The sequence below is a fragment of the Belliella kenyensis genome (assembly GCF_022549675.1).
Classification (GTDB): Bacteria; Bacteroidota; Bacteroidia; order Cytophagales; family Cyclobacteriaceae; genus Belliella; species Belliella kenyensis.
The window spans coordinates 135,785-158,777 of the sequence record NZ_JAKZGR010000009.1; the positions used below are offsets into that span (position 1 = coordinate 135,785).

The 22,993-nt window shown below is 38.7% G+C and carries 22 protein-coding genes; 15 read left to right on the top strand and 7 right to left on the bottom strand.

What is annotated here, in order from left to right; all coding sequences use genetic code 11:
* Positions 1-2 precede the first annotated feature (2 nt).
* The 11 genes from secY (at position 3) to eno (ending at position 7,930) form a co-directional block, all read left to right on the top strand.
* Positions 3-1,325 (top strand): preprotein translocase subunit SecY, encoded by a 1,323-nt coding sequence (gene secY / locus MM214_RS11175; protein ID WP_241295457.1) that lies wholly within the window; start codon positions 3-5, stop codon positions 1,323-1,325.
* Positions 1,322-2,095 carry a type I methionyl aminopeptidase gene (map, locus tag MM214_RS11180; protein WP_241295459.1) on the top strand — a complete coding sequence of 258 codons (774 nt, stop codon included), beginning with the start codon at positions 1,322-1,324 and terminating at the stop codon, positions 2,093-2,095. The genes secY and map overlap by 4 nt, the downstream gene beginning before the upstream one ends.
* Positions 2,096-2,097: 2 nt before the next feature.
* Positions 2,098-2,316, top strand: a complete 219-nt coding sequence (infA, locus tag MM214_RS11185; protein WP_040480068.1) for a translation initiation factor IF-1 — start codon at positions 2,098-2,100, stop codon at positions 2,314-2,316.
* Between the two features lie 6 nt (positions 2,317-2,322).
* Entirely contained in the window at positions 2,323-2,439 is a 117-nt protein-coding gene (gene rpmJ, locus MM214_RS11190; protein WP_009034194.1) for a 50S ribosomal protein L36, read from the top strand.
* Positions 2,440-2,444: 5 nt separating this feature from the next.
* On the top strand, positions 2,445-2,822 hold the full coding sequence (gene rpsM / locus MM214_RS11195) for a 30S ribosomal protein S13 (RefSeq protein WP_241295461.1): 378 nt from the start codon (positions 2,445-2,447) through the stop codon (positions 2,820-2,822).
* 15 nt (positions 2,823-2,837) lie between these two features.
* Positions 2,838-3,236 (top strand): 30S ribosomal protein S11, encoded by a 399-nt coding sequence (gene rpsK, locus MM214_RS11200; RefSeq protein WP_009034192.1) that lies wholly within the window; start codon positions 2,838-2,840, stop codon positions 3,234-3,236.
* 20 nt (positions 3,237-3,256) lie between these two features.
* Positions 3,257-3,862 (top strand): 30S ribosomal protein S4, encoded by a 606-nt coding sequence (gene rpsD, locus MM214_RS11205; protein WP_241295463.1) that lies wholly within the window; start codon positions 3,257-3,259, stop codon positions 3,860-3,862.
* A gap of 31 nt (positions 3,863-3,893) precedes the next feature.
* Positions 3,894-4,883: a DNA-directed RNA polymerase subunit alpha gene (locus MM214_RS11210; RefSeq protein ID WP_241295465.1), complete on the top strand. Its 990-nt coding sequence runs from the start codon at positions 3,894-3,896 to the stop codon at positions 4,881-4,883.
* 5 nt (positions 4,884-4,888) lie between these two features.
* Positions 4,889-5,407 carry a 50S ribosomal protein L17 gene (gene rplQ / locus MM214_RS11215; protein WP_241295468.1) on the top strand — a complete coding sequence of 173 codons (519 nt, stop codon included), beginning with the start codon at positions 4,889-4,891 and terminating at the stop codon, positions 5,405-5,407.
* A gap of 123 nt (positions 5,408-5,530) precedes the next feature.
* Positions 5,531-6,622, top strand: a complete 1,092-nt coding sequence (carA, locus tag MM214_RS11220; protein WP_241295470.1) for a glutamine-hydrolyzing carbamoyl-phosphate synthase small subunit — start codon at positions 5,531-5,533, stop codon at positions 6,620-6,622.
* A 30-nt stretch (positions 6,623-6,652) separates the two neighbouring features.
* Positions 6,653-7,930, top strand: a complete 1,278-nt coding sequence (gene eno / locus MM214_RS11225; protein WP_241295472.1) for a phosphopyruvate hydratase — start codon at positions 6,653-6,655, stop codon at positions 7,928-7,930.
* A 209-nt stretch (positions 7,931-8,139) separates the two neighbouring features.
* Here the strand turns inward: eno and MM214_RS11230 are convergent, their stop codons facing one another.
* On the bottom strand, positions 8,140-9,639 hold the full coding sequence (locus MM214_RS11230) for a trypsin-like peptidase domain-containing protein (protein ID WP_241295474.1): 1,500 nt from the start codon (positions 9,637-9,639) through the stop codon (positions 8,140-8,142).
* Positions 9,640-9,939: 300 nt separating this feature from the next.
* Between MM214_RS11230 and MM214_RS11235 the strand changes: the two genes are divergently transcribed.
* Positions 9,940-12,429, top strand: coding sequence for a mechanosensitive ion channel family protein (locus MM214_RS11235; protein WP_241295475.1), 2,490 nt, complete (start codon positions 9,940-9,942; stop codon positions 12,427-12,429).
* Here MM214_RS11235 and rlmB read toward each other — a convergent pair whose 3' ends face one another.
* Both rlmB and MM214_RS11245 read right to left on the bottom strand, forming a co-directional pair.
* Positions 12,430-13,203: a 23S rRNA (guanosine(2251)-2'-O)-methyltransferase RlmB gene (rlmB, locus tag MM214_RS11240; protein ID WP_241295477.1), complete on the bottom strand. Its 774-nt coding sequence runs from the start codon at positions 13,201-13,203 to the stop codon at positions 12,430-12,432.
* The gene (locus MM214_RS11245; protein ID WP_241295479.1) at positions 13,176-14,423 is read right to left on the bottom strand and encodes a GWxTD domain-containing protein; all 1,248 of its coding nucleotides are present in this window, start codon (positions 14,421-14,423) and stop codon (positions 13,176-13,178) included. Before MM214_RS11245 ends, rlmB begins: the two co-directional genes overlap by 28 nt.
* A gap of 48 nt (positions 14,424-14,471) precedes the next feature.
* On the opposite strand from MM214_RS11245, the gene MM214_RS11250 reads away from it, so the two are divergent.
* Positions 14,472-15,251 carry a class I SAM-dependent methyltransferase gene (locus tag MM214_RS11250; RefSeq protein WP_241295480.1) on the top strand — a complete coding sequence of 260 codons (780 nt, stop codon included), beginning with the start codon at positions 14,472-14,474 and terminating at the stop codon, positions 15,249-15,251.
* Positions 15,252-15,432: 181 nt separating this feature from the next.
* On the opposite strand, the gene MM214_RS11255 is transcribed toward MM214_RS11250, so the two are convergent.
* The 4 genes from MM214_RS11255 to MM214_RS11270 form a co-directional block, all read right to left on the bottom strand.
* Positions 15,433-16,062, bottom strand: coding sequence for an outer membrane beta-barrel protein (locus MM214_RS11255; RefSeq protein WP_241295481.1), 630 nt, complete (start codon positions 16,060-16,062; stop codon positions 15,433-15,435).
* Positions 16,063-16,088: 26 nt separating this feature from the next.
* Positions 16,089-17,351, bottom strand: coding sequence for a PQQ-binding-like beta-propeller repeat protein (locus MM214_RS19100; RefSeq protein WP_241295482.1), 1,263 nt, complete (start codon positions 17,349-17,351; stop codon positions 16,089-16,091).
* Between the two features lie 6 nt (positions 17,352-17,357).
* Positions 17,358-17,783, bottom strand: coding sequence for a hypothetical protein (locus MM214_RS11265; RefSeq protein ID WP_241295483.1), 426 nt, complete (start codon positions 17,781-17,783; stop codon positions 17,358-17,360).
* 140 nt (positions 17,784-17,923) lie between these two features.
* Positions 17,924-20,908 carry a glycosyltransferase family 117 protein gene (locus MM214_RS11270; RefSeq protein WP_241295484.1) on the bottom strand — a complete coding sequence of 995 codons (2,985 nt, stop codon included), beginning with the start codon at positions 20,906-20,908 and terminating at the stop codon, positions 17,924-17,926.
* 147 nt (positions 20,909-21,055) lie between these two features.
* On the opposite strand from MM214_RS11270, the gene trxA reads away from it, so the two are divergent.
* Entirely contained in the window at positions 21,056-21,376 is a 321-nt protein-coding gene (gene trxA, locus MM214_RS11275) for a thioredoxin (protein ID WP_241295485.1), read from the top strand.
* Between the two features lie 81 nt (positions 21,377-21,457).
* Positions 21,458-22,879 carry an MBL fold metallo-hydrolase gene (locus MM214_RS11280; RefSeq protein ID WP_241295486.1) on the top strand — a complete coding sequence of 474 codons (1,422 nt, stop codon included), beginning with the start codon at positions 21,458-21,460 and terminating at the stop codon, positions 22,877-22,879.
* Positions 22,880-22,993 lie beyond the last annotated feature (114 nt).

Sequence of the window (22,993 nt, forward strand, 5' to 3'; positions counted from 1 at the left end):
CAATGAAAAAGTTTATCTCAACAGTTAAGAATATCTTTGCTATTGAAGATTTAAGAGTCCGAATTTTGAATACAATTGGTTTCCTGATTGTATTCAGATTGGGTTCTTTTATCGTTTTACCAGGTGTGGATCCCTCCAAATTAGGCGATGCACCTGAAGGTATTTTCGGCTTGATCGATACATTCTTAGGAGGAGCTTTTAGTAATGCTTCTATTTTCGGATTGGGAATCATGCCATATATCTCTGCATCTATTGTGTTGCAGTTGTTGACTGTTGGAGTACCTTATTTTCAAAAGTTACAAAAAGAAGGAGAATCAGGACGCAAAAGGATTAATCAAATCACGCGTGTTTTGACGATTGCTATTACAGTTGCTCAAGGTATTGGCTATATTACTGCCACTATTCTTCCTACAGGAGCGGTTATGGTAAGTACTTCTTTGTTTATGTTTAGCTCATTGGTATTGTTATCTGCGGGAACCATGTTCTGTATGTGGTTAGGTGAAAAAATCACCGAGAAGGGTATTGGTAACGGTATTTCCATGCTTATCATGATTGGTATTATCTCTAGATTTCCAGGAGCCATAATAGCTGAGGGATTGTCTAAAGGTACATCTGGTATGCTTTTGTTATTAATTGAAGCAGCTGTGTTGTTCTTTGTAGTAGTAGGAGTAGTAGCTCTTACTGAGGCAACAAGAAGAATTCCTGTTCAATATGCAAAGCAAGTTGTGGGAGGTAAAGTCTATGGTGGACAGAGACAATACATCCCGATCAAAGTCAACGCTTCTGGTGTTATGCCAATTATCTTTGCTCAGTCATTGATGTTTTTACCAGCTTTGATTGCTCAAATTTGGTCGAGTGACAATGACATAGCAAATTATATTGGTTCTACATTCTCAGATTTTACTTCATGGCAATATAACTTAGTATTTGGTATTATGATTATACTATTTACTTTCTTCTACACTGCCATCACTGTCAATCCTGAACAAATTGCAGAAGATCTGAAAAGGAACGGTGGTTTTGTACCTGGTATTAAACCTGGGGCACCAACTGCTGAGTTTATTGACAATATCATTTCACGAATTACTTTACCAGGTTCTTTCTTGTTGGCACTTGTTGCTATATTGCCAGCCTTTGCAATCATTGCTGGTGTTGGTGGAGAATTTGCTCAGTTCTATGGTGGTACCTCATTATTGATCATGGTGGGCGTTATCATGGATACCTTGAGACAAATAGAAAGCTACTTGTTAATGAGACATTATGAAGGAATGATGAAAAGTGGGAATATCAAGAATAATCCTTCTAATTACGCTCCTGCTATATGATCCATTACAAGACCTCTGATGAGGTTCAGTTAATCAAAGAAAGTGCTCAAATATTAGGTAAGGCTCACGGAGAGGTTGCCAAGAATGTAAAAGAAGGTGTTAAGACATCTTACTTAGATAAAATTGCGGAGGAGTTTATAAGGGATCATGGTGGTGTTCCCTCCTTCAAAGGTTACGGTGGATTTCCTGCTTCATTATGTATTTCAGTGAATGAAGTCGTAGTGCACGGGTTTCCGAGTGATTATGTTTTGAAAGATGGCGATATAATCTCAATAGATTGTGGAGTCTTTCACCAAGGTTTTCATAGCGATAGCGCTTATACTTACCCTGTCGGTGAAGTTCCCCCACATATATTGTCTTTACTCAAGACTACAAAGGAATCCTTATACCTTGGAATCGAGAAGGCTGTTTTTGGAAATCGTGTAGGTGATATTGGTCATGCGATTCAAAAATTTGTAGAATCCAAAGGTTATACTATAGTTAGAGAGCTTGTGGGACATGGTTTAGGTAAAAGCCTTCATGAGGGTCCTGAAGTTCCAAACTATGGAAAAAGAGGAAGTGGTCCTTTGTTGAATGAAGGTCTGGTCATTGCGATAGAACCCATGGTGAATCTAGGTACACGTAATATTGTACAAGAGCGGGATGGATGGACTATTCGCACTGCAGATAGGAAAGCCTCCGCGCATTATGAGCACACTGTGGCGATATTTAAGGATAGAACAGAGATACTGACCACACATCAATATATAGAGGAAAATTTTAATTTCTAAATATGGCTAAGCAGACATCTATTGAACAGGATGGTACGATAATAGAAGCATTGTCAAACGCAATGTTTAAAGTGGAATTGGAGAATGGACATCAACTGATTGCTCATATCTCTGGTAAAATGAGAATGAATTATATTAAGATCTTACCTGGAGACAAGGTTAAATTAGAGCTTTCTCCATATGATCTTTCCAAAGGTAGAATTGTTTATAGATACAAATAAACTGTCATGAAAGTAAAGGCATCAATCAAGAAGAGAAGTGTTGATTGTAAAGTGATCAGAAGAAAAGGAAAACTTTATGTGATCAACAAAAAAAATCCGAAGTTTAAACAAAGACAAGGTTAATAATTATGGCAAGAATTGCAGGTGTTGACATCCCAGACAACAAACGAGGTGAAATCGGCTTAACCTATATTTTCGGTATAGGAAGAAGCTCAGCCAGAGCGATCTTAGAGAAAGCAGGCATTTCTTATGATAAGAAAGCTGGTGAGTGGAATGATGAAGAATCTACCGCTATTAGAAATATTATAGCTGAAGAATATAGAACTGAAGGTGTTCTTAAATCTGAAATCCAGCTTAATATCAAGCGATTAATGGATATTGGTTGTTATAGAGGTTTGAGACATAGAAAAGGTCTTCCTTTGAGAGGTCAAAAAACTAAAAATAACGCCAGAACAAGAAAAGGAAAGAGAAAGACTGTTGCTAACAAAAAGAAAGCAACTAAATAAATCTTGATTTAGATTATGGCTCAGAAAAGAAACGATAAAGCTAAAGGTAAAAAAAGAGTAGTTAAAGTAGAAGCAGTAGGCCAAGCGCATATTAAAGCTTCTTTTAACAATATTATCATCTCTATTACCAATAATTCTGGACAGGTGATCTCTTGGGCTTCTGCCGGTAAGATGGGATTCAGAGGTTCTAAGAAAAACACTCCTTATGCAGCACAAATGGCAGCACAGAACTGTGGTCAGGTTGCATATGATTTAGGATTGAGAAAAATTGAGGTTTTTGTAAAAGGTCCAGGTGCAGGTAGAGAATCTGCTATCAGAACTTTACAAAATGTAGGTCTTGATGTGACTACGATTATAGACGTGACTCCACTTCCGCACAATGGATGTCGTCCGCCAAAACGTAGAAGAGTTTAATCATTTAAGAAGAATAGAAAATGGCTAGATATAGAGGTCCAAAGGCGAAAATTGCTAGAAAATTCGGTGAACCGATAGAAGGACAAAGCAAGGCACTTCAAAAAAAGAACTACCCTCCAGGACAACATGGTAGAGGTAGAAGAAAAAAACAGTCAGAATACGCTATACAGCTTGCTGAAAAGCAAAAAGCTAAATATATCTATGGTGTATTGGAAAGACAGTTCTCCAAAATGTTTGATATTGCATCAAGAAAGCAAGGTATTACAGGTGAAAATCTCCTTCAGTCTCTTGAGTCAAGATTAGACAATGTGGTTTATAGATTAGGTATTTCACCTACAAGAAGAGGTGCAAGACAGCTTGTATCTCACAAGCACATCTTAGTAAACGGAGAATTGGTTAATATTCCTTCATACTCTTTGAAAGCAGGTGATGTAGTATCCGTAAGAGAACGTTCAAAGTCTCTTGAAGCGATCACATCAAGTTTGGCTGGAAAAGGTGCTTCTCGTTATTCTTGGTTAGAGTGGGATAACGCCTCATATGCAGGTAAGTTCGTGAGTGTTCCAGTAAGGGAAGATATTCCTGAAAACATCAAGGAACAATTGATCGTCGAACTTTACTCTAAGTAATATTAATTCAGACTTAAAAAGAACTATTGATATGTCCATACTAGCATTTCAAATGCCTGAGAAAGTGGTGATGGAGAAGGCTGATGATTTTCACGGTCTATTCACATTCAAGCCACTCGAAAAAGGCTATGGGGTTACAATTGGTAATGCCTTGAGAAGAATACTACTTTCATCTCTAGAAGGTTATGCCATCACTTCCGTAAAACTACCAGGTGTTGTTCATGAATTTTCTACCATCGAAGGTGTTGTGGAAGATGTTACAGACATCATCCTAAACCTGAAGCAGGTAAGGTTTAAAAAATCTCATGAAGCTATTGACGGTAAAATTACCGTTGAAGTTAAGAACCAATCGGTTTTTACTGCTGGTGACATTGCGAAGTATACCTCTTCATTTGAGGTTTTGAATCCTGAATTGGTTATATGCCACTTGGATGAATCAAAAAGTCTTGAAGTAGAACTTACAGTAGAAAAAGGAAGAGGATACCTTCCAGCTGAAGAGTCTAAACCAAAGGAGCAAGTTTTTGGAGTTATTCCTATTGACGCTATTTTCACTCCGATTAAGAATGTGAAATACAGTGTTGAAAATACTAGGGTAGAACAAAAGACTGACTTCGAAAAATTGATCCTAGAGGTAACTACAGATGGCTCTATCCATCCTGAGAAGGCACTTCAAGAATCAGCAAAGATTCTTATTCAGCATTTTATGTTGTTTTCTGATCAGACTATGGTCTTGGACTCTACTGGAGTTTCTGAACCAGAGCCGATTGATGAAGAATTCTTGCATATGAGAAAACTATTGAAAACCAATCTTGGTGATCTAGATTTGTCTGTAAGAGCCTTCAACTGTTTGAAAGCAGCAGATGTGAAAACATTAGGTGATTTGGCCAGGTTAGAAATTTCAGATATGATGAAATTTAGAAACTTTGGAAAGAAATCTCTTGCTGAATTAGAACAACTTATCCAAGAGAAGGGGTTGACCTTCGGTATGGATTTGTCTAAGTATAAACTTGATGAAGAGTAATAAAAATGAGACACGGTAAGAAATTTAACCATCTTGGAAGAACTGCCAGCCATAGAAAGGCTATGCTTTCAAACATGGCAGCTTCTTTGATCCTTCACAAGCGTATATCTACTACGCTTGCTAAGGCCAAGGAATTGAGAAAATTTGTAGAGCCTTTGATCACAAGGGCTAAAGAAGATACTACACACAATAGGAGAATTGCATTCTCTTACCTTCAAAGTAAAGAAGCCATCAAAGAACTTTTCGGTGAAGTAGTCGAGAAGGTAGCTTCCAGACCAGGAGGATACACTAGAATTATCAAAACTGGCTTTAGACTCGGTGATAATGCTGAAATGTGTATTATTGAATTGGTTGATTTCAACGAATTGATGTTGAAAGAAGCGAAACCAGCCAAGAAAACTACTAGAAGAAGTAGAAGAGGTTCTGCTGCTGCATCTAATGCAGAAACTAATACAGCTGTTGCAGATGCTCCAGAAGCAGATGCTCCAGAAGCTGACAAAAAAGAAGATAATTCAGCAGAATAATATGTTGTAGAACTCTTCATATAAAGGGATTGAACTTTGGTTCAATCCCTTTTTTTATATCCTTTCAAATTTACAAGGCTTAATCTTTAGAAATTTCTTAAATTTGACCAGTCTTAGAATAAAATGAACAAACAAAAAGCAACCCTTCTCTTAGCTGACGGAACGATTTTCCGCGGAACACTCATCGGTAATCCTGGAACTAATGGTGGTGAAATATGCTTCAACACTGGTATGACTGGTTATCAGGAGATCTATACTGATCCTTCATATACGGGACAAATTATCGTCACTACAACTTCTCATATTGGAAACTATGGCGTAATTGAGGCTGAATCCGAATCTGGTGCACCTACCATCGCAGGTATTGTTGTCAATTCATTTTCAGAGGTCTTCAGTAGACTAGATGCAGATAGTTCTTTGCAGGATTACTTGGTGAAGCATGGAATCACAGGTATAGCTGATATAGATACGCGAAAACTCGTGCGTCATATCAGATCTAAAGGTGCTATGAATGCTATCATTAGTTCTGAATTTGAAAATGACCTTGCAGGTCTAAAAGCAGAACTTAACTTAGTCCCTGACATGAATGGTTTAGAGCTTTCTTCCAAAGTTTGCACCAAAGAGCCATTTTTCTATGGAGACGAAAATGCAGCTATTAAAGTAGCTTGTCTTGATTTTGGTATCAAGATGAATATTCTTCGAAATCTAGCTGATAGAGGAGTTTATTGCAAAGTTTTTCCAGCGAAAACCAAGTTGGAAGAAATGCAAGATTGGAATCCATCAGGATATTTTTTATCTAATGGCCCAGGTGATCCCGCAGTGATGGATTATGCTGTTGAGACTACAAAGGCTATTTTAGATACTGGTAAACCCGTTTTTGGGATTTGTCTAGGACATCAACTTTTGGCAGAGGCTTGTGGTGTCTCTACATACAAGATGCATCATGGTCACAGAGGTATTAATCATCCAATCAAGAATTTGACCACTGGTAAAAGTGAAATTACTTCTCAAAATCATGGGTTTGTTGTAAAAAAAGAAGATGTAGAAAGTAACTCTGACCTTGAGATAACTCACGTGCACTTGAATGATGGTACTGTGGCGGGTATAAAGCTAAAGAGTAAGCCCGCTTTTTCAGTACAATATCACCCAGAATCAGCTCCAGGTCCTCATGACTCTCGATATTTATTCGACGAATTTGTATCTTTAATGCAATAAAAATAATACCTAATTAAACCATTTAAAATTATGACGTTAATTCAATCAATTCACGCTAGACAAATTTTGGACTCTAGAGGAAATCCTACAATCGAGGTAGATGTAGTTACTGAAAATGGAGCTTTTGGTCGTGCTGCTGTTCCTAGTGGTGCTTCTACAGGAGTCAATGAAGCTGTGGAATTAAGAGATGGAGACAAATCTAAATATCTTGGGAAAGGTGTTTTGAAAGCAGTATCGAATGTTAATGATGTCATCGCTCCTGAACTTTTAGGCCTAGATGTCTTTGAGCAAAATCTGATTGATCAGATTATGATAGATCTTGATGGTACTGCAAATAAAAGCAAGCTGGGTGCCAATGCGATCTTGGGAGTGTCTTTGGCAGTAGCAAAAGCAGCCGCTATGGAAGCTGGTCAGCCTTTGTACAGATACATTGGTGGTGTTAATGCTAACACATTGCCTGTTCCGATGATGAACATTATCAATGGAGGCTCTCACTCAGATGCACCTATTGCTTTTCAAGAATTTATGATCAGACCAGTGGGTGCTGAGAATTTTTCTGAAGCCATACGTATGGGAGCTGAGATATTCCATCATTTGAAGAAAATTTTACATGATAAAAACCTTAGTACAGCAGTAGGTGACGAGGGAGGTTTTGCTCCTAATTTCTCCGGAGGTACAGAAGAGGCTTTAGCTTGTATTTTGGAAGCTATAGAAAAAGCTGGCTACAAAGCCGGATCTGACATCACCATTGCACTTGATTGTGCAGCATCTGAGTTCTATGTAGAAGGAAAATATGATTACAAGAAGTTTGAAGGTGAAGGTGGTCAGACACGTACAAGAGAAGAGCAAGTTGCTTACCTTGCGGAATTGGTTGAGAAGTATCCTATCGATTCTATTGAAGATGGTTTTGCTGAAGAAGATTGGGCAGGTTGGGCTATGTTGACTGAAAAGATCGGTGATAAGGTTCAATTGGTGGGTGATGACCTATTTGTGACAAATGTTAACTTCTTGGCAAGAGGAATCAAAGAAAAATCAGCTAACTCCATTTTGATTAAAGTAAATCAAATAGGCACGCTGACTGAAACATTGAATGCTATTTCTATGGCGCATAAGGCTGGATTTACAGCAGTAATGTCTCATAGATCTGGAGAGACTGAAGATTCTACGATTGCGGATCTTGCAGTGGCTGTGAATTGTGGTCAAATAAAGACTGGATCTGCATCCAGATCTGATAGAATGGCTAAGTATAATCAGTTGCTAAGAATTGAGGAGCAATTAGGTGACTCAGCTATCTTTCCTAAGAAGTAAGAAATCTTATTTATTGAATTCGACAAAGGGGTAGCTCAAAAGCTACCCTTTTTTGTTTCGAAATATGTCTATAGATTTGGATGACAATTGTTTACCTTTGTATTGTATTGTTGAATGGTCCTATTTAACAGTTACATTTTAGGGAAAAGAAAAGGCCGATCTATTGATCGGCCTTTTCGTACTCCAAACAACTCAAACACTAATTATTTTTATTCCACTTGAATTTCAAAGTAGTATTCTTGACCATTAGGATATACTCCTAGGATAACGATTTCTTCTCCTTTGCTATCTTCTAAAAGTGCAATTAGATCGTTTGCTCCAGAAATTCTATACCTTCCCTCAGGGCCAATTACAGAGGTAATAATAAATCCTACTTTTGCACCAGATTTTTTCCAAGTATCATTTTCTATACTGATAATCGATGCACCGCCTCTAATCTTTAACCTATCCTTGATATTAGGTTTGATATCTTCGAACTTGACACCACCAAATGATGCTACTACAGGAACTTCTTTCCTAACTACTTTTGTATCTCCTGATATATTTTTTAGCGTGGCGGAAGCAGTGATCTCTTTGCCATTTCTCAAATATTTAATATCAACTTTATCTCCTGGTCTTTTTCGGGCTACCATCTCTTGAAGTTTAGCCACTGAGTTTGTTCTGCTTCCATCTACTCCAATGATAATATCACCCTCTTGTAGGCCAGCTTCTTTTCCTCCACTGCCTTCATTGACTCCAAAAACATACACACCTTGAGATACTCCAAGTTTTTTATCAAGCTCTTCTTCTAAATCAGGGGTGACATCTCTGATGGTGACTCCAAGTAGTCCTCTCTGAACTGTGCCGAATTCAAGTAAATCATCCATCACTTTCTTAACGATTGAGCTTGGGATTGCAAAAGCATAACCATTGAAAGTACCTGTACGAGAAGCGATAGCAGTATTGATTCCAATGAGTTCTCCAGCTAAGTTGACCAAGGCTCCTCCTGAGTTTCCTTGATTCACCACGGCGTCAGTCTGAAGGAATGATTCAATAGATAGGTTGTTTTCGGCAGATCTTAAAATCCCGATATTTCTAGCTTTTGCGCTGATGATTCCTGCCGTAACAGTTGAGGTTAGATCAAATGGATTACCTACAGCAAGAACCCATTCACCTATTTTAGTCATATCAGAATCACCAAATTTAACAAAAGGCAACCCTTTTTCCTCTATTTTTAATAATGCTAAATCTGTAGTAGGATCAGTACCTATTACTCTAGCGGTATACCTCGCATTATTTTCTAAGGAGATATCTACTTTAGTAGCATTTTCAATCACATGGTTATTGGTAACAATATAACCATCCTCTGAAATAATCACCCCAGAGCCAGAGCTCCTAGCTTCCTGTGGCATTTGATCCCTATTAGGAGATCGAAATCCGAAGAACTCTTCGAATGGGTCACCACCACCTCTTTGTCTCTGTGTAATGGAAAGCGTACTTTTCACGTGAACCACAGCGGGCGTGACTTGCTGTGCAGATGCTACGAAATTGATCCCATCAGGGACCGTGAACTTGTCATCTGATAGCCAATTGACGAAACTTGTATCTTGTTTTTCAGCGAAATTGCTGGCCGTATTTTGCTTTGATAAGTAGCTGGCTCCAGCCAAAGCAACTATCCCTCCAATTAGAGAAGCTAATACAATGCTCAAGAAAAATTGCTTTTTATTCATATTTTATTTGGTTTTGTTCATTAACATAAGATACACGAAATTTAGTGCCATCTGTTATTTCAAATCAAGTCTTTTCATGCTAAAACAAGCTGTTTTTAACATGGTTTAACATGGCCCATGTTTATTTTAAACTTTTTTAAAGTGATTTATTCTGCTTACAAAATTCATTCTGTTCACAACTAATATAACAGATTTTATCCTCTATGGTTCATATTGGTGGTTTAATAAATTGAAGTTATGTTTTGATTGATATAGTTCAATTTTATGAAGTATCTTTATTCTCCAATTAATTTATCTGACATGATGAGATACATCTTATTGATATGTTTATTAGTGGTTTTTTCTTCCGAAAGTATGGGGTTTCAAACTAATCTGGAGGCCATTGATACACTTTTGAATAATAGCGAGAATGTAGAAGAAAAGGTTTCAAAACCTACTTTGGAAGGAAGCATTAAGCGAGCTCAAGATTACACCATTTTATTGGGAAAGCTTAGTGTTAAGCTTGGTAATGAATTAGATACTTTAACTATTTTAGAGGATCTACCCATTGCTGAAAGACTTATTGAAGTAGTGGAAGGCCGTTTGGAAAACAGAGATCAAGGGATCAATATTCGGTATTTGAGTGAACTAGATAATCTTTTGAATAATATCAGGTCTCAAGTTGCGGTGTCAGAGCGTAGGATTACTGCCCGTACAGAAGAACTTATAAGCGTGAGAACTGGGCTAGATTCTATGAGGCAAGACGGATTGATGAAACTCAATCTCAAAGACCCTGATATACTTCCTGAATACCAAACAGCCTTAGCGCAATTGCGAAATAGAATCAGTCGAGCGGACAGTATTTTAAATGCCCAAAGGGTGCTGACAGCTGGGTATCAAACACGAGTCTCTAATATGATGATTAGGGTAACGGAGATTTCATCAGCATTGGATAATGAAAGGCGAAGAGCGGAGAGAGCTCTCTTGTCTAGGGATATTAATTTTTTGTGGCAACCTAAGAGTTATGAGTCTGCCTCGAATTTGTCAGAAGTATTTATGGATTCTTTACGTCTCAATGAGGTTATTTTAAAGCGGTATTTAAAAAGCCATTTAGGTGTTATCGTGTTGATTTTTATTGTTTTTGTTGTGGTTGCAATTTGGGTTAGAAACATGGTTTTGAAAATTAAAGCGGAGAAGGAGTTTGCAAAAATCATTATCGACAGAGCTCATTATATACCAAAGTATCCTGTGCTAAGTGTTGTGGTGATGATTCTTCCTTTTGTACCTTTCTTTTTCACCAATCCCACTATTTCTTTTACTACTTTATTGTTATGGATCGATGTAGTGGTAGTCACTTTGTTGCTTTGGTCAGGTTTCCCGAAGGGACTTTTCCAAACTTGGTTGGGGTTCGTTTTTATATTTTTTGTGTATACAGTGAGCAACTTGTATCGAGATGTGAATTATTCAGAGAGATGGTATCTATTGGTTTTAAGTGTAGCTGGTATTTTTTTAGCATTTAGAATACTAAAATTTAAAAGGAATAATCCGGAGATGCTTCCATATCTCATCACCATCTTGGTCAAGCTTTTTATAGGTCTTCAATCATTTTCAATTTTGGCGAATATTTTTGGAAGGTTTAATTTGTCCAAGCTTTTGGGAGTAGCAGCAGCGCTTAGTTTTTCACAAGCAATTGGATTATACTTGTTTGTACAAATTGTAATGGAAATCATCTATTTGCAAATTGAAGTTCGGAAAACCAATGAGAATGATTTTACCTCATACATAGATTTTCACGGGATTCAGACGAGGGTGAAGCGAACCCTTTATGGTTTTGTAAGCTTAATTTGGATTTACTACTTTTTGGATAATTTGTCCTTGCTGGACTTATTTATGGATGAGGGTTTTAGTTTTTTAGCTACAGAAAGGAATCTTTTCAATACCAAGTTTACCTATGGTAACATCTTGGTTTTCTTTGTGATTGTATATGTGGCAAGTATTTTGGCCAATAACATAGCTTACTTTGCGACTATCAAGGATCAGCAACAGGGTAGCCTTCGAGAGAAACGGCTCGGGTCCTCTATATTATTGATAAGACTTGGTGTATTGGCAGCTGGTTTTATACTTGCTATTGGGGCTTCAGGGATAGGTTTTGACAAAATCGCTATAGTGTTAGGAGCCTTGACACTGGGGATAAGCTTTGGTTTGCAGACCATTGTGAACAACTTGGTGTCTGGTGTGATTCTAGCTTTCGAAAAGCCAATCCAAATAGGAGATGCTATAGAAGTAGGAGGGAGATCGGGTACGGTAAAAGATGTTGGGATCAGATCAAGTAAAATACAATCCTATGACGGTTCAGAAATCATCATCCCCAATGGTGATTTGCTATCTCAACACCTGATCAATTGGACACTTTCTGATAAGCGTAGAAGGGTAGAGCTTCTTATTGGGGTCAGCTATAGGTCAGATGTAGATTTGGTGACAAGCTTGATCAAAAAGAGACTGGAAAGGGATGATATTATGAAAGCTCCTGAACCTAGAGTCTATTTGCAAAACTTTGCAGATAGCGCTATAGAATTCAGGGTGCTGTTTTGGGTAGAAAACTTTGATATATGGGTTATCTTGAGAGATGAAGTCATGAGAGGTATATTCAGTGACTTCAATACCAATGGTGTCGAGATACCTTTCCCACAACGAGATTTGAATATCAAAAACTTTCCTTGGCTGAAAGGAGAGTCCATCAAGTCAATTCCAGAAGTGAGAGAGGAATCAGAGCCTCAAGATAATTCGGATATTCAAGGAAATGAAGCTTGATTAATTTCGCTGCCTGATAGCTTCGTAGATCACTACGCCTGCTGCTACTGATACGTTTAAGCTTTCGATATTGCCTGACAATGGGATTTTGACAAACTCATCGCTGATACCCATGAGTTCTTGAGAAATCCCATCTTCTTCTGATCCCATGATCAAGGCTGTGGGAGCTTTGAAATCTGCGTCGTACATGGCTCTTTCAGTTTTCTCTGTCACACTGACTACATTAAGCCCCATTTTCTTCAGATCTTTTACAGTGTAGTAGAGGTTTTTTACCCTACACACGGGGATGAAGTTTAGTGCACCTGCAGACGTCTTTACAGCATCTGAATTGATCTGTGCGCTTCCTTTTTCTGGGATCACTATAGCATGTACACCTGCACAATCGGCTGTCCTTGCGATAGCTCCGAAGTTCCTGACGTCGGTGATTCTGTCAAGCACAAGCACCATAGGTGCAATACCTTTAGAGAAGCATTCATCTATCACATTGTCCAAAGATGCATACTGAATGGATGAAATATGGGCAATTACACCTTGGTGATTTTTTCGAGTGATTCTGTTCAGCTTGGCATCAGGCACTCTTACGACTGGTATTCTTTCTTCCTTGGCAAGCTTGAGCAATTCCTTGATCAAGTCGTTGTTCAGCTCTTTATTGATCAGAATTTTATCAATGTCTTTTTCAGCATGGATAGCTTCCATGACTGCTCTGGTACCGAATAAGAAATCTTTATCTTGCTCTCCTTTGTTGATTAGAAATCCATCCTTCCGCTTCTCCATAGTGTAATGCTTTGAAACCACTCCGGCTGTAGTGCTCTGGAGCGATTGAGTGTGTAATAATTTGGAGTCAAAATATTTTTGACGCGTGCAAAGGTAAAGTTTATTTTTGAATTTGAGTTAAGATCTCCATAAGTCCATATCTCTGCATTCTGGCGGAACACCACACCATTCGGTGGCCCCATCACCGTGTAGACCATGCCTCGATCTGTTTTCCAGCCTTCTTTGAAGTCTGTAAAAAGAATGTTAGCAAATTCGATTTGTCTGAAATATTCTCTGATCAATGTTTTGGCTGCTTCTTCATCTTTGGTGATTCCAATCCAATACTGATCCAGAGCCTTCTTTTTATCGGTAGCTTCCAATAACTGCTCATGTTCTTTTCTGGTAGAAATATAAACTACCATGTCAATCATGTCTTCCCATGTGTTTACTCTTGGAAATGCTTCAGGGGCTGTTTTTATCATTAATCCAGCCGTAGAGTTGGTGTCAGATTGTATAAAGTAATAGCCGTCATCATCAAAACTTCTGGGAGTATTGATCAAAAAATCACCTTGATATTCCACTTTTACTTCTCTAGGCACAGGGGCTGGTTTTGTTTCCATAGGAGGGAATGGAGCGCCAAATGCTGCGGGGTAATGAAACCTGTGTAAATTCATAGCTGTTCCCTGAAACAGAAGTGCTTGCTCTTTGGTCAAGAAAGTCTGATCAAATGGAATACTATTCCCGAAATAAGCACCAAAATTCGGATGCCCTAGAATAAACGGACCAACCAAATCCATGTGGTAATAGTATTCATCCCCCTGCCGAGAATCGACAATTTTGACCAAAGCAATAGCTTCTGATTGTTCTTCTGGAATTACGATTCGCTCTTCAAAATAAAAATGGCTTGGTGTATCTTTTTTCAAATCACTCTCTTGTAACCTAGTGAGATTTTCCTGTGTGAAAGTCTGTTGATAGGAATTCAAAATGGTGTAATAAAATTCATAATCATCAAATCTGGCATCATCCTCAAGTTTCTCTATGGGGATTTGCAAGATGAAATTTCTTTCACTTGATTGGATAGGGATGATTTTGGGTGAAAGCCTTGAGTACCGTGAGTACCTTAGGGATTGGTTGGTGTTTTCCAGACTTTGTTGGCCGAAAGATGCCGTGGTAGAAGTTAATCCTAGTAATAAAGCCAGGATTATTGCAGTGAATTTCGAAGAGATCTTGTTTCTTATCATTTGGTTCAAAAATTAACCTTAATTTTGCTCAAATTAATAAAATTTTAAATGGCTACCTATACAACGGAAATTGCATCAGATAAGTTGGTCAGTGACAACCCAATTCATCAACGATTACTCAAAGCCTATATTGCGGCCAAATCTCTGGTCTCTGGGAATCTGCTTGAAGTTGGCTGCGGTGAAGGAAGGGGGGTTGAGGAATTGCTTGATCAAGTAGATAGTTATCTTGGTATTGATAAGATTGAGTCAGTCATTGTTGATTTGAAAAAGAGGTTCCCGGAAGTTGATTTTCAGCAAGCAGTTATTCCACCATTTGAAGGTTTAGTGTCCAATAGTTTTGATACTGTAGTCAGTTTTCAGGTGATCGAACACATTCAAGATGATCGACTTTTTTTGGAAGAGATCTATCGGGTATTGAAGCCTGGAGGAAAAGCAATTATTTCCACCCCAAACATTAGACACACACTTTCTAGAAACCCTTGGCATATCAGAGAATATACCGCTAAGGAGCTAGAAGGGCTTTGTGACAAGATTTTTGACAAGGTAGAAGCAATGGGGATTGGTGGAAATGATAAAGTATGGAGCTATCATGAGGAAAACAGAAAGTCAGTAAATAAAATCATGCGCTTTGATATCTTTGACCTGCAACATAGGCTTCCTGCAGCAGTTTTAAGGTTACCCTATGAGATTCTTAATCGTATGAATAGAAATAAACTTCACAAAAAGCAAGGTAGCACAGTCACGGACATCAAGCATGATGATTATCTATTGGTTGATAATCCTGATCAGGGCTTGGATTTGTTTTATGTGTTGGGGAAAAAAAGCTGAAATGAATTACAGATCAACCTGGAAGAGGGTTGCACTTGTTAGTATTACATAAAAAAAACACCCGAAACTATGGGTGCTTTTTTGTCTATGAAATGCTTAAGCAAGTACTTTTTCCAAACGCCTTGGTTGACTTTATTCCTGTTTTTGTGCTTTTCAAAAACGCAGGGTAACCATTCGCTTATCAAATGAAAACTGTAAATCCGAATTTAAACCCAATGGTGTTTAGCTTGTTTGAAAATGAACTTTCATTTTCACTTAGTTTCATAGAATTGTAGCTGGCCATTAGATCAATCGAACTTTTTGCCCCTAAGAGTATGGCTATACCCAGTCCTCCTGCGATGTTTGATAGGGAGTATTTGTTCTCGATATTCACGGAGCCAATTTTGTTTTCTTGATTTCTTGCTCCAAAAAGAGAATTTGCTTCTGCATAAGGCCTGATTTTTTCACCAGGAAAATAGTATCTGGCGAAGGGACCTGCGGCAAATAAGTTAGATTTGCTTTCTGTTTCAATGGCAGCTTGGGTAGTTTTACCATTACCAAAAGAGAGTGCCAAATCTAATCCAAGAGCTAGATTGTCTAGAACAAAATACCCGACTTTTGGAGATAGATAAATGTTTGAACTCTTTATTTCGCCAGTGCTTCCGTCAGCAAGTTCAAATTTGGAAGAGCTAAACCCTATCGTCATTGGACCGCTGACTTCACCAAGTCCAACGGTAGTTCCTGCCCCCAATAAAAACCTTCCCTTTTCTGTTTGGGCTTTGATTGTAAATCCACAGCATAATAAAACGAATACCAAAAGTCCTTTTTTCATAAAATTTATAAGATTAAACATTTAAATCATCTATAAGCTTCAAAGCAATAAGCGTTAAGTCCTCCTAAAGCAATGACTTTACCTTTTTTGTTGTTTTCTCCTGGGATAACATAGACTGCGGATGTCCTGAACCTATCCCCACTTTCTCCTAAATAGTTGATGTCAATTTTCCACACTGTTTTTCCACTTCCAATGTCTATGGCATGAAGATTACCTGTAGCACCTCCTACAAAGTAAACTACTCCATTGAGGTAACTCATGTAGCTACTGGTGCCAGATCCTCTTGTTTTCCAAAGTTGAGTTCCTGATATTGGGTCAAGACAATAGACAAATTGATCTTCATTATTGACCACCAGCTTTCCTTCCTCGATCAGGAAATTGGAAAAGAATGTTTCCCCATCAAACCTTCGCTTCCAGAGCTGTTTTCCAGATCGGATGTCATGGCAGGCAAGTTCAAAGCCTACAGCCAAATAGACCCGGTCATTGTATATTACAGGAGGGTTTAGTAGTGTTCCATTTAGACTAGGCTCGACTATGACCGACTTCTCGTAAATCCATTCGCCGTTTGTTTTGTCCCATAGTCCAAGATATGACTGTAAGTTATATCCTGAGATACCCTCCTGCCAAACCACAATCAAGTGTTCTTTCCCATCAAAATCAATAGGGACTGCGGCGGGTACCGAGCCTATACGATTTCCTCCATAAAGATGATTGCCAGTAAAATTTGGAATTAAATATTCTTCAATCTTCCCAGTATACATATCTCCCTTAAATACTATAGACTGATCAATAGAGTCAGGAAAGGCATCGGATCGACCAAAAATGTAAAATTCAGCACCTTTACCATAAGTATGAGACCAAAAAGATCTATCTTCTCGCTTTCTCCAATGGGTTTCTCCAGTTTTAATATTAACTGCATATAGCCGGCTTCCTATATTGTAAAAAAGGATGTTTTGATACAAATGAAACATGTATATAACTATCTCTTCTGTTTCAGGAACAAACCTTTCATCCCATTCCCAAATTGTATTACCACTTTCAGTATTTATCATAGATAGCAATCTTCCCAAAGGGCCATCTGTCATAGGAATCACTATGTTTTTCTCCAAATAAATCGGAGTATCCATTCTTCCATTGACTTGAGGATTGGATTTGTGCAGACGTTTTTTCCATAAGTAAGGAATGGATATCAGCTCCCCTTTATCATTACGCTTAAGCGTGGGAGTATCCTCTTTGGAGCATGAAGCTCCAAAGAGGATTATTAGGATGAAGATAAAATAAATTTTCACTTTTTTTTATCTTCTTGGTATAAAGAATAAATCATCTCTTAGTCCAAAAGCTCTTTCAAACTCAGCTTTGGTGGCATCATTAGGAGATCCATTGAGTCTGCTGTTGGACATGTTTAGCAATTCTATATGATTTGCGCCATTGATATAGTACCGATTTGAGCTTGGGATAAAAGAAAGATCTTGACTGTATGAAGGGATAAAACCATCGGAGGGGTAATTCACCATTACATTCCTAGTTCTCTGTATAAATCCCCATTCGCCACATGCACCATCCCTGTCGTTTGGACTATAGCTATGTTCAAGCTCAAGAAGTCTTCCTTGACTTCTTACACATGGAATCCATATTTGTTGATAATATGTCTGTTCTTCAAGTCTACTTGTTCGGGTCAAGCCATTCCAGATAGTTTCACTATTGTCAAAAAATATTTTCATAATTAAAAGAGTTTAAAATGTTTAAAAACTCCTTGAATATAACTCTTTAATTGAGAAAATAATTAGGTGACCTAAAAAAATAAAAGCACCCTAGCTGTAAGGTGCTTTTAGTTTGTGTTAGTTCGAAATGGTAAAATATTCTACCTCCTGTCCAGACTTCTTCCGACACCAGTATTACCGATGTATCTTTCCAGGTTTTTCTTAAGTTCTGCGGCTAGCTCTTCATACCCTCTTTCTTCTAGCAATGGTACAAAATACCTCAGCATTTCTAGAGAAATCATAGCCTCCCTATCATATTCTCTATTGTTTTGAGCATAGAAGTCAAGTAATTGTATGGATTTGACAGACATTTTGTCGACAATATCTAGCGCCATATCATCTTCTCCTACTTCGAAAAGGAGAGGGACGGATTGCCCACTTGCCAAATCGTATGGTATAGCTTCATGTGGCATTTTTTCTATGCTGTGTTTCAAGATATCGGCAGCTTTATCCATTTCATCTTCATCTAGAAGTGCTATGGCGATGCTATTGATTGCGCTTCTATGATTTGAAGTGAATCTTCTAAACTCATCATCGAAATAATTGTCAGGATTATCCATTCCTCTAAAAGCAAAGTCTTCCATGATGTGTTTGTAAGATTTTTCAGTATTCACCAATTCGGCCCTGAAGTTTTGAGGTTTTCTTACTGGAAGCAATCTGTAAGTCATGCCTTCCATGACTACATAATCCTCGATGTCGATTCCTATCGTCGCCAGTGAAGTGTTGTTGAAGTAGATAGGTCTTTCCCAGTTGTTGCTGGTGATTAGGTCTATCAGCATCAAGTTGCCTCTAGATACATACTCTCCCTTTATCCTTAGGTTCATTTGGTCTACCATCAATGCCTCCATACCTTCAGGGATCAAGCCATTGTTATAAACTTTTTCTATATCGACATCCAAGATGATGTTTCTGGCTGGCACCATGTTGATGGTCATTTTGCTCGATCCAGCGCTTAGCTTGAGAAGATCCGAATTGTTCTTGATAAGCTTCAGATACTCTTTGGCAGAAATCGCATCAAGTCCCTCACGCTCCATGAGGTATAAGTAATCATTGGTTCCTTTTTTGTAGTTTTCATAGCTCAGGCTAAAAGGAAGTGGTTCTGACTCATAAGCTTTGCGAGTCATTTGATCTACATACCAATCCGTATCGAAGTAGCTCAAAACGACCACCCTGACGTCCGTACGGAAGTTTTCTACAGCTTGTACATACCAAAGTGGGAAAGTGTCATTGTCTCCACCAGTAAACAAGATGGCATTTGGTTCACATGATGCTAGGAAGTTTCTCGCAGAATCCACAGAGAAGTATCTACCTTGCCTGTTATGATCGTCCCAGTTTTGGATAGCCATGATCACAGGCACAGGGAAGGTTATCAAAGTAGCTACCACACCAGCTATGGCTAGGTTCTTATTGATTTTCCCAATCCAATGAGAAAGTGCCAATACTCCAAAACCTGCCCATATGGCAAATGCATAGAATGAACCAACATAAATGTAATCTCGCTCTCTAGGCTCTACAGGTGGTGAGTTCAGGTAAAGCACAAGTACCACTCCCATCATCAAGAAGAGCCCTAATGTCACATAGAATGAATTGGGATCTTTTTTTGCCTGAAAGAAAATACCAATCAATCCAAGTATCAAGGGAAGCATCAGGTAATTGTTGTGCGCTTTGTTTTCTTTGATATAATCTGGAAACTTGTCACTAAAAGCATCAGTGATCCCTAGCCAAGGGGCATCTGAATAGTCACTTTCTCTTCCGGAGAAGTTCCACATAAAGTACCTCCAGTACATGTGGCCAAGCTGATGGGTGAACATGAAGTATAAGTTGTCTCCAAAGCTTGGCTCCTGCCCTTGACTCAGTCCTAACTTGGATCTGTAAATCTGCTTGTGTCTTTCCTGGGTGGAGTAGACCCTTGGAAGAATTGTAGTCCTGCTTGGGTCGTATTTTGTTACGGTATTGTAGTCAACGATTTCGTACTTGTCCTTGCCCTTTGCATAGACAGCAGATCCATCCTCTTGGGAGACTACTTTAGCGTCAAAGTATTGCCCATGAAGTAATGGTCTGTACCCATATTGCTCCCTTTTTAGATAAGATACATAGCTGATGATATCTTTAGGATTATTTTCATTGATGATAGGATCTTGGTTGGCCCGGATTACGATAAGTGCATAAGAGCTGTATCCTATCAGTACAAATGTCAATGAAAGTAAGATCGTGTTGAGGATTACCTTTTCTTTTTTGATGCTATAAAGAATAGCATATATCAAGGATCCTAAGAAAACTGCTGTAAAGAAAACGATACCAGATCCGAAAGGTAGACCAAGGCTATTGACAAAGAAGATTTCAATAGACCCCGCCATGCTTGGGAGACCTGGGATGATCAAGTTATTGATAACTATCAAAGCAACACCTCCGCAAAGTAATGCAATAGCGCCACCCTTGATGTTGGGATTTGGGTATTTCTTGAAGTAATAGATTAGTGCCAAAGCTGGTAAAGTAACCAAATTCAGCAAATGGACTCCGATGGAAAGGCCTACCAGGTAGGCGATAAAGATCATCCACTTATTTTCTAAAACTGGGTCTTCAATCACATCCCATTTCAAAAATGCCCAAATAACGATCGCGGTGAAAAATGAAGACATGGCATACACTTCTGCTTCTACGGCTGAGAACCAAAAGCTATCGGAAAATGTGTATACTAAAGCACCTACTATTCCTGCACCCATCAATGAAATAGTCTGTCCGACACTTTCTTGACCAGCTTTGATACGGTATAGTTTTCTACCTAGTAGTGTGATCGACCAGAATAAAAACAGGATAGTGAGACCAGAAAATATGGCACTACCTACATTCATCCAATAAGCTACCTGTAGTCCATCACCCAAAGCCAAGAATCCAAACATCCTGTATACGAGTAGGAAAAATGGGGCTCCTGGAGGGTGGGGTACTTGTAGTTTGTAAGAAACAGCAATAAATTCTCCTGGATCCCAAAAGCTGGCTGTTTGTTCCACAGTGAGTATGTATACCAAAGTTGCTACTGCTGCAACAAGCCAACCTGTCAGGTTATTGACCTTTTTGTAATCAAGCATGGTTATTGAAATAGATGTATCGGGCGAAAATAATGAATAATTCAGTAAATTTTGGGATTTTAACAGGTTTTAAGCCTTTGTGATAAAAATTACTGATCTATATATGCTTCGAGGTTAATTTTGACATATTAATAAACAATGGTAAACATGAGTGGACAAGCAAAGAGTTTCAACGATTTAATCTCTGGAGAGATCCCAGTTTTGGTTGATTTTTATGCCACATGGTGCGGACCATGTCAGCAGCTAAGCTCTATTCTCCAAGAGGTTGCAAGTCAGATTGGAGATCAAGTGAAGATCATCAAGGTAGATGTGGACAAGAATCCTTTGGCTGCTAGCAAGTACCAAGTAAGAGGTGTGCCTACATTAATTTTGTTTCAACAAGGCGAAATCCGCTGGAGACAATCTGGTGTAGTGCCTCAGCACCAATTGATTCAATCTATCAAAAATAACATCAGTACAAAGGTCTGATTATGACAAATGTCACAAAGTATTATTACGAGATTGTTTAAGTTTGTCAAAGGTTAAGAATAAAAAATAAACAAGCATACTATGAAAATAGAACAAATATATACAGGTTGCCTGGCTCAAGGGGCATATTATATTGAATCAGCTGGTGAGGCAGCGATCATTGACCCATTGAGGGAAGTCCAGCCATACTTGGATAAGGCGGAGAAAAATAATGCCAAGATCAAATATGTCTTTGAAACGCATTTTCATGCGGACTTTGTGTCAGGTCACAAAGACTTAGCAACAAAGACTGGAGCTCAGATCGTTTACGGGCCTACAAGTATGAAGCTTGGATTTGATGCTATTATAGCAGAAGATAATCAGGAATTTAAGGTGGGAGATTTGAGAATCAAATTGATCCACACTCCTGGGCATACGATGGAGAGTTCTTGCTATTTGCTATATAATGAAGAAGGAAAAGAGGAGGCAATTTTCACAGGTGATACGTTGTTCATTGGAGATGTAGGAAGACCAGATTTGGCTCAGAAAGTGATTGCAGACTTGACACAAGACAAGCTTGCAGGGCATTTGTATGAATCATTGAGAAACAAGATTATGCCTTTGCCTGACGATTTGATCGTCTATCCTGCGCACGGTGCGGGTTCGGCTTGTGGTAAAAACATGAGCAAAGAGACGTCCGATTCATTGGGCAATCAGAAGAAAACGAACTATGCACTGCAGGAGATGACCAAGGAGGAGTTTGTCAAAGAGGTCACCACTGGACTCACACCTCCACCAGCATACTTCCCACAGAATGTCATGATGAATATCCAAGGATATGATAGTATAGATGAAGTACTCCAGCGTGGTGTAAATCCACTTTCACCTCAAGCATTCGAAGCCGCTGCCAATGAGACTGGCGCGGTGATCCTCGATACCAGAGCACCTCAGGAATTTGCAAAGGGCTTTGTCCCAAATTCCATAAATATCGGAATAGATGGAAGTTTCGCTGTTTGGGTGGGAGCACTGATACCTGATTTGAAGCAAGAGATTCTGATAGTTGCAGAACAAGGAAGAGAGGAGGAAGTGATTACTCGGCTAGCTAGGGTAGGGTATGATTATGCTATAGGCTATCTCGAAGGAGGATTCCAAGCTTGGCAAGCTGAAGGCAGGGAAGTTGATTCAGTGACTTCAATTACGCCAGAGGAATTGGCAGATATACTAAAGCAAGGAATAGATGGACAAATCGTAGATGTAAGAAAGCAAAGTGAGTTTCAAAGTGAGCATGTCCTAGGTGCTGAAAATGCTCCTTTGGATTATATCAACGAAAGTATGCTCAAGGTAGATAAAAACAAGACGCAATATGTTCATTGTGCTGGAGGGTATAGGTCTATGATTTTTGTATCTATCCTAAAAGCTAGGGGGTATGATAACCTAATCGATGTCAAAGGAGGTTTTGGGGCAATCAAAGCTTCGGAGAAATTTCCAGTGAGTGATTATGTGTGCCCTTCTACATTACTTTAAGCACTTAATAAAGGTTAAATGAATTGAAAAAGCGACTTGGGAATGAATTAACCAAGTCGCTTTTTTCTTTTTCAAATTCGTTTTTAAAAGGTTTTGGTCAAGCATTTGGCTATT

Excerpts from the sequence above, each read along its gene's own strand:
- secY (WP_241295457.1), top strand. The coding sequence starts at position 3 with ATGAAAAAGTTTATCTCAACAGTTAAGAATATCTTTGCTATTGAAGAT.
- map (WP_241295459.1), top strand. The coding sequence starts at position 1,322 with ATGATCCATTACAAGACCTCTGATGAGGTTCAGTTAATCAAAGAAAGT.
- infA (WP_040480068.1), top strand. The coding sequence starts at position 2,098 with ATGGCTAAGCAGACATCTATTGAACAGGATGGTACGATAATAGAAGCA.
- rpmJ (WP_009034194.1), top strand. The coding sequence starts at position 2,323 with ATGAAAGTAAAGGCATCAATCAAGAAGAGAAGTGTTGATTGTAAAGTG.
- rpsM (WP_241295461.1), top strand. The coding sequence starts at position 2,445 with ATGGCAAGAATTGCAGGTGTTGACATCCCAGACAACAAACGAGGTGAA.
- rpsK (WP_009034192.1), top strand. The coding sequence starts at position 2,838 with ATGGCTCAGAAAAGAAACGATAAAGCTAAAGGTAAAAAAAGAGTAGTT.
- rpsD (WP_241295463.1), top strand. The coding sequence starts at position 3,257 with ATGGCTAGATATAGAGGTCCAAAGGCGAAAATTGCTAGAAAATTCGGT.
- MM214_RS11210 (WP_241295465.1), top strand. The coding sequence starts at position 3,894 with ATGTCCATACTAGCATTTCAAATGCCTGAGAAAGTGGTGATGGAGAAG.
- rplQ (WP_241295468.1), top strand. The coding sequence starts at position 4,889 with ATGAGACACGGTAAGAAATTTAACCATCTTGGAAGAACTGCCAGCCAT.
- carA (WP_241295470.1), top strand. The coding sequence starts at position 5,531 with ATGAACAAACAAAAAGCAACCCTTCTCTTAGCTGACGGAACGATTTTC.
- eno (WP_241295472.1), top strand. The coding sequence starts at position 6,653 with ATGACGTTAATTCAATCAATTCACGCTAGACAAATTTTGGACTCTAGA.
- MM214_RS11230 (WP_241295474.1), bottom strand. The coding sequence starts at position 9,639 with ATGAATAAAAAGCAATTTTTCTTGAGCATTGTATTAGCTTCTCTAATT.
- MM214_RS11235 (WP_241295475.1), top strand. The coding sequence starts at position 9,940 with ATGATGAGATACATCTTATTGATATGTTTATTAGTGGTTTTTTCTTCC.
- rlmB (WP_241295477.1), bottom strand. The coding sequence starts at position 13,203 with ATGGAGAAGCGGAAGGATGGATTTCTAATCAACAAAGGAGAGCAAGAT.
- MM214_RS11245 (WP_241295479.1), bottom strand. The coding sequence starts at position 14,423 with ATGATAAGAAACAAGATCTCTTCGAAATTCACTGCAATAATCCTGGCT.
- MM214_RS11250 (WP_241295480.1), top strand. The coding sequence starts at position 14,472 with ATGGCTACCTATACAACGGAAATTGCATCAGATAAGTTGGTCAGTGAC.
- MM214_RS11255 (WP_241295481.1), bottom strand. The coding sequence starts at position 16,062 with ATGAAAAAAGGACTTTTGGTATTCGTTTTATTATGCTGTGGATTTACA.
- MM214_RS11265 (WP_241295483.1), bottom strand. The coding sequence starts at position 17,783 with ATGAAAATATTTTTTGACAATAGTGAAACTATCTGGAATGGCTTGACC.
- MM214_RS11270 (WP_241295484.1), bottom strand. The coding sequence starts at position 20,908 with ATGCTTGATTACAAAAAGGTCAATAACCTGACAGGTTGGCTTGTTGCA.
- trxA (WP_241295485.1), top strand. The coding sequence starts at position 21,056 with ATGAGTGGACAAGCAAAGAGTTTCAACGATTTAATCTCTGGAGAGATC.
- MM214_RS11280 (WP_241295486.1), top strand. The coding sequence starts at position 21,458 with ATGAAAATAGAACAAATATATACAGGTTGCCTGGCTCAAGGGGCATAT.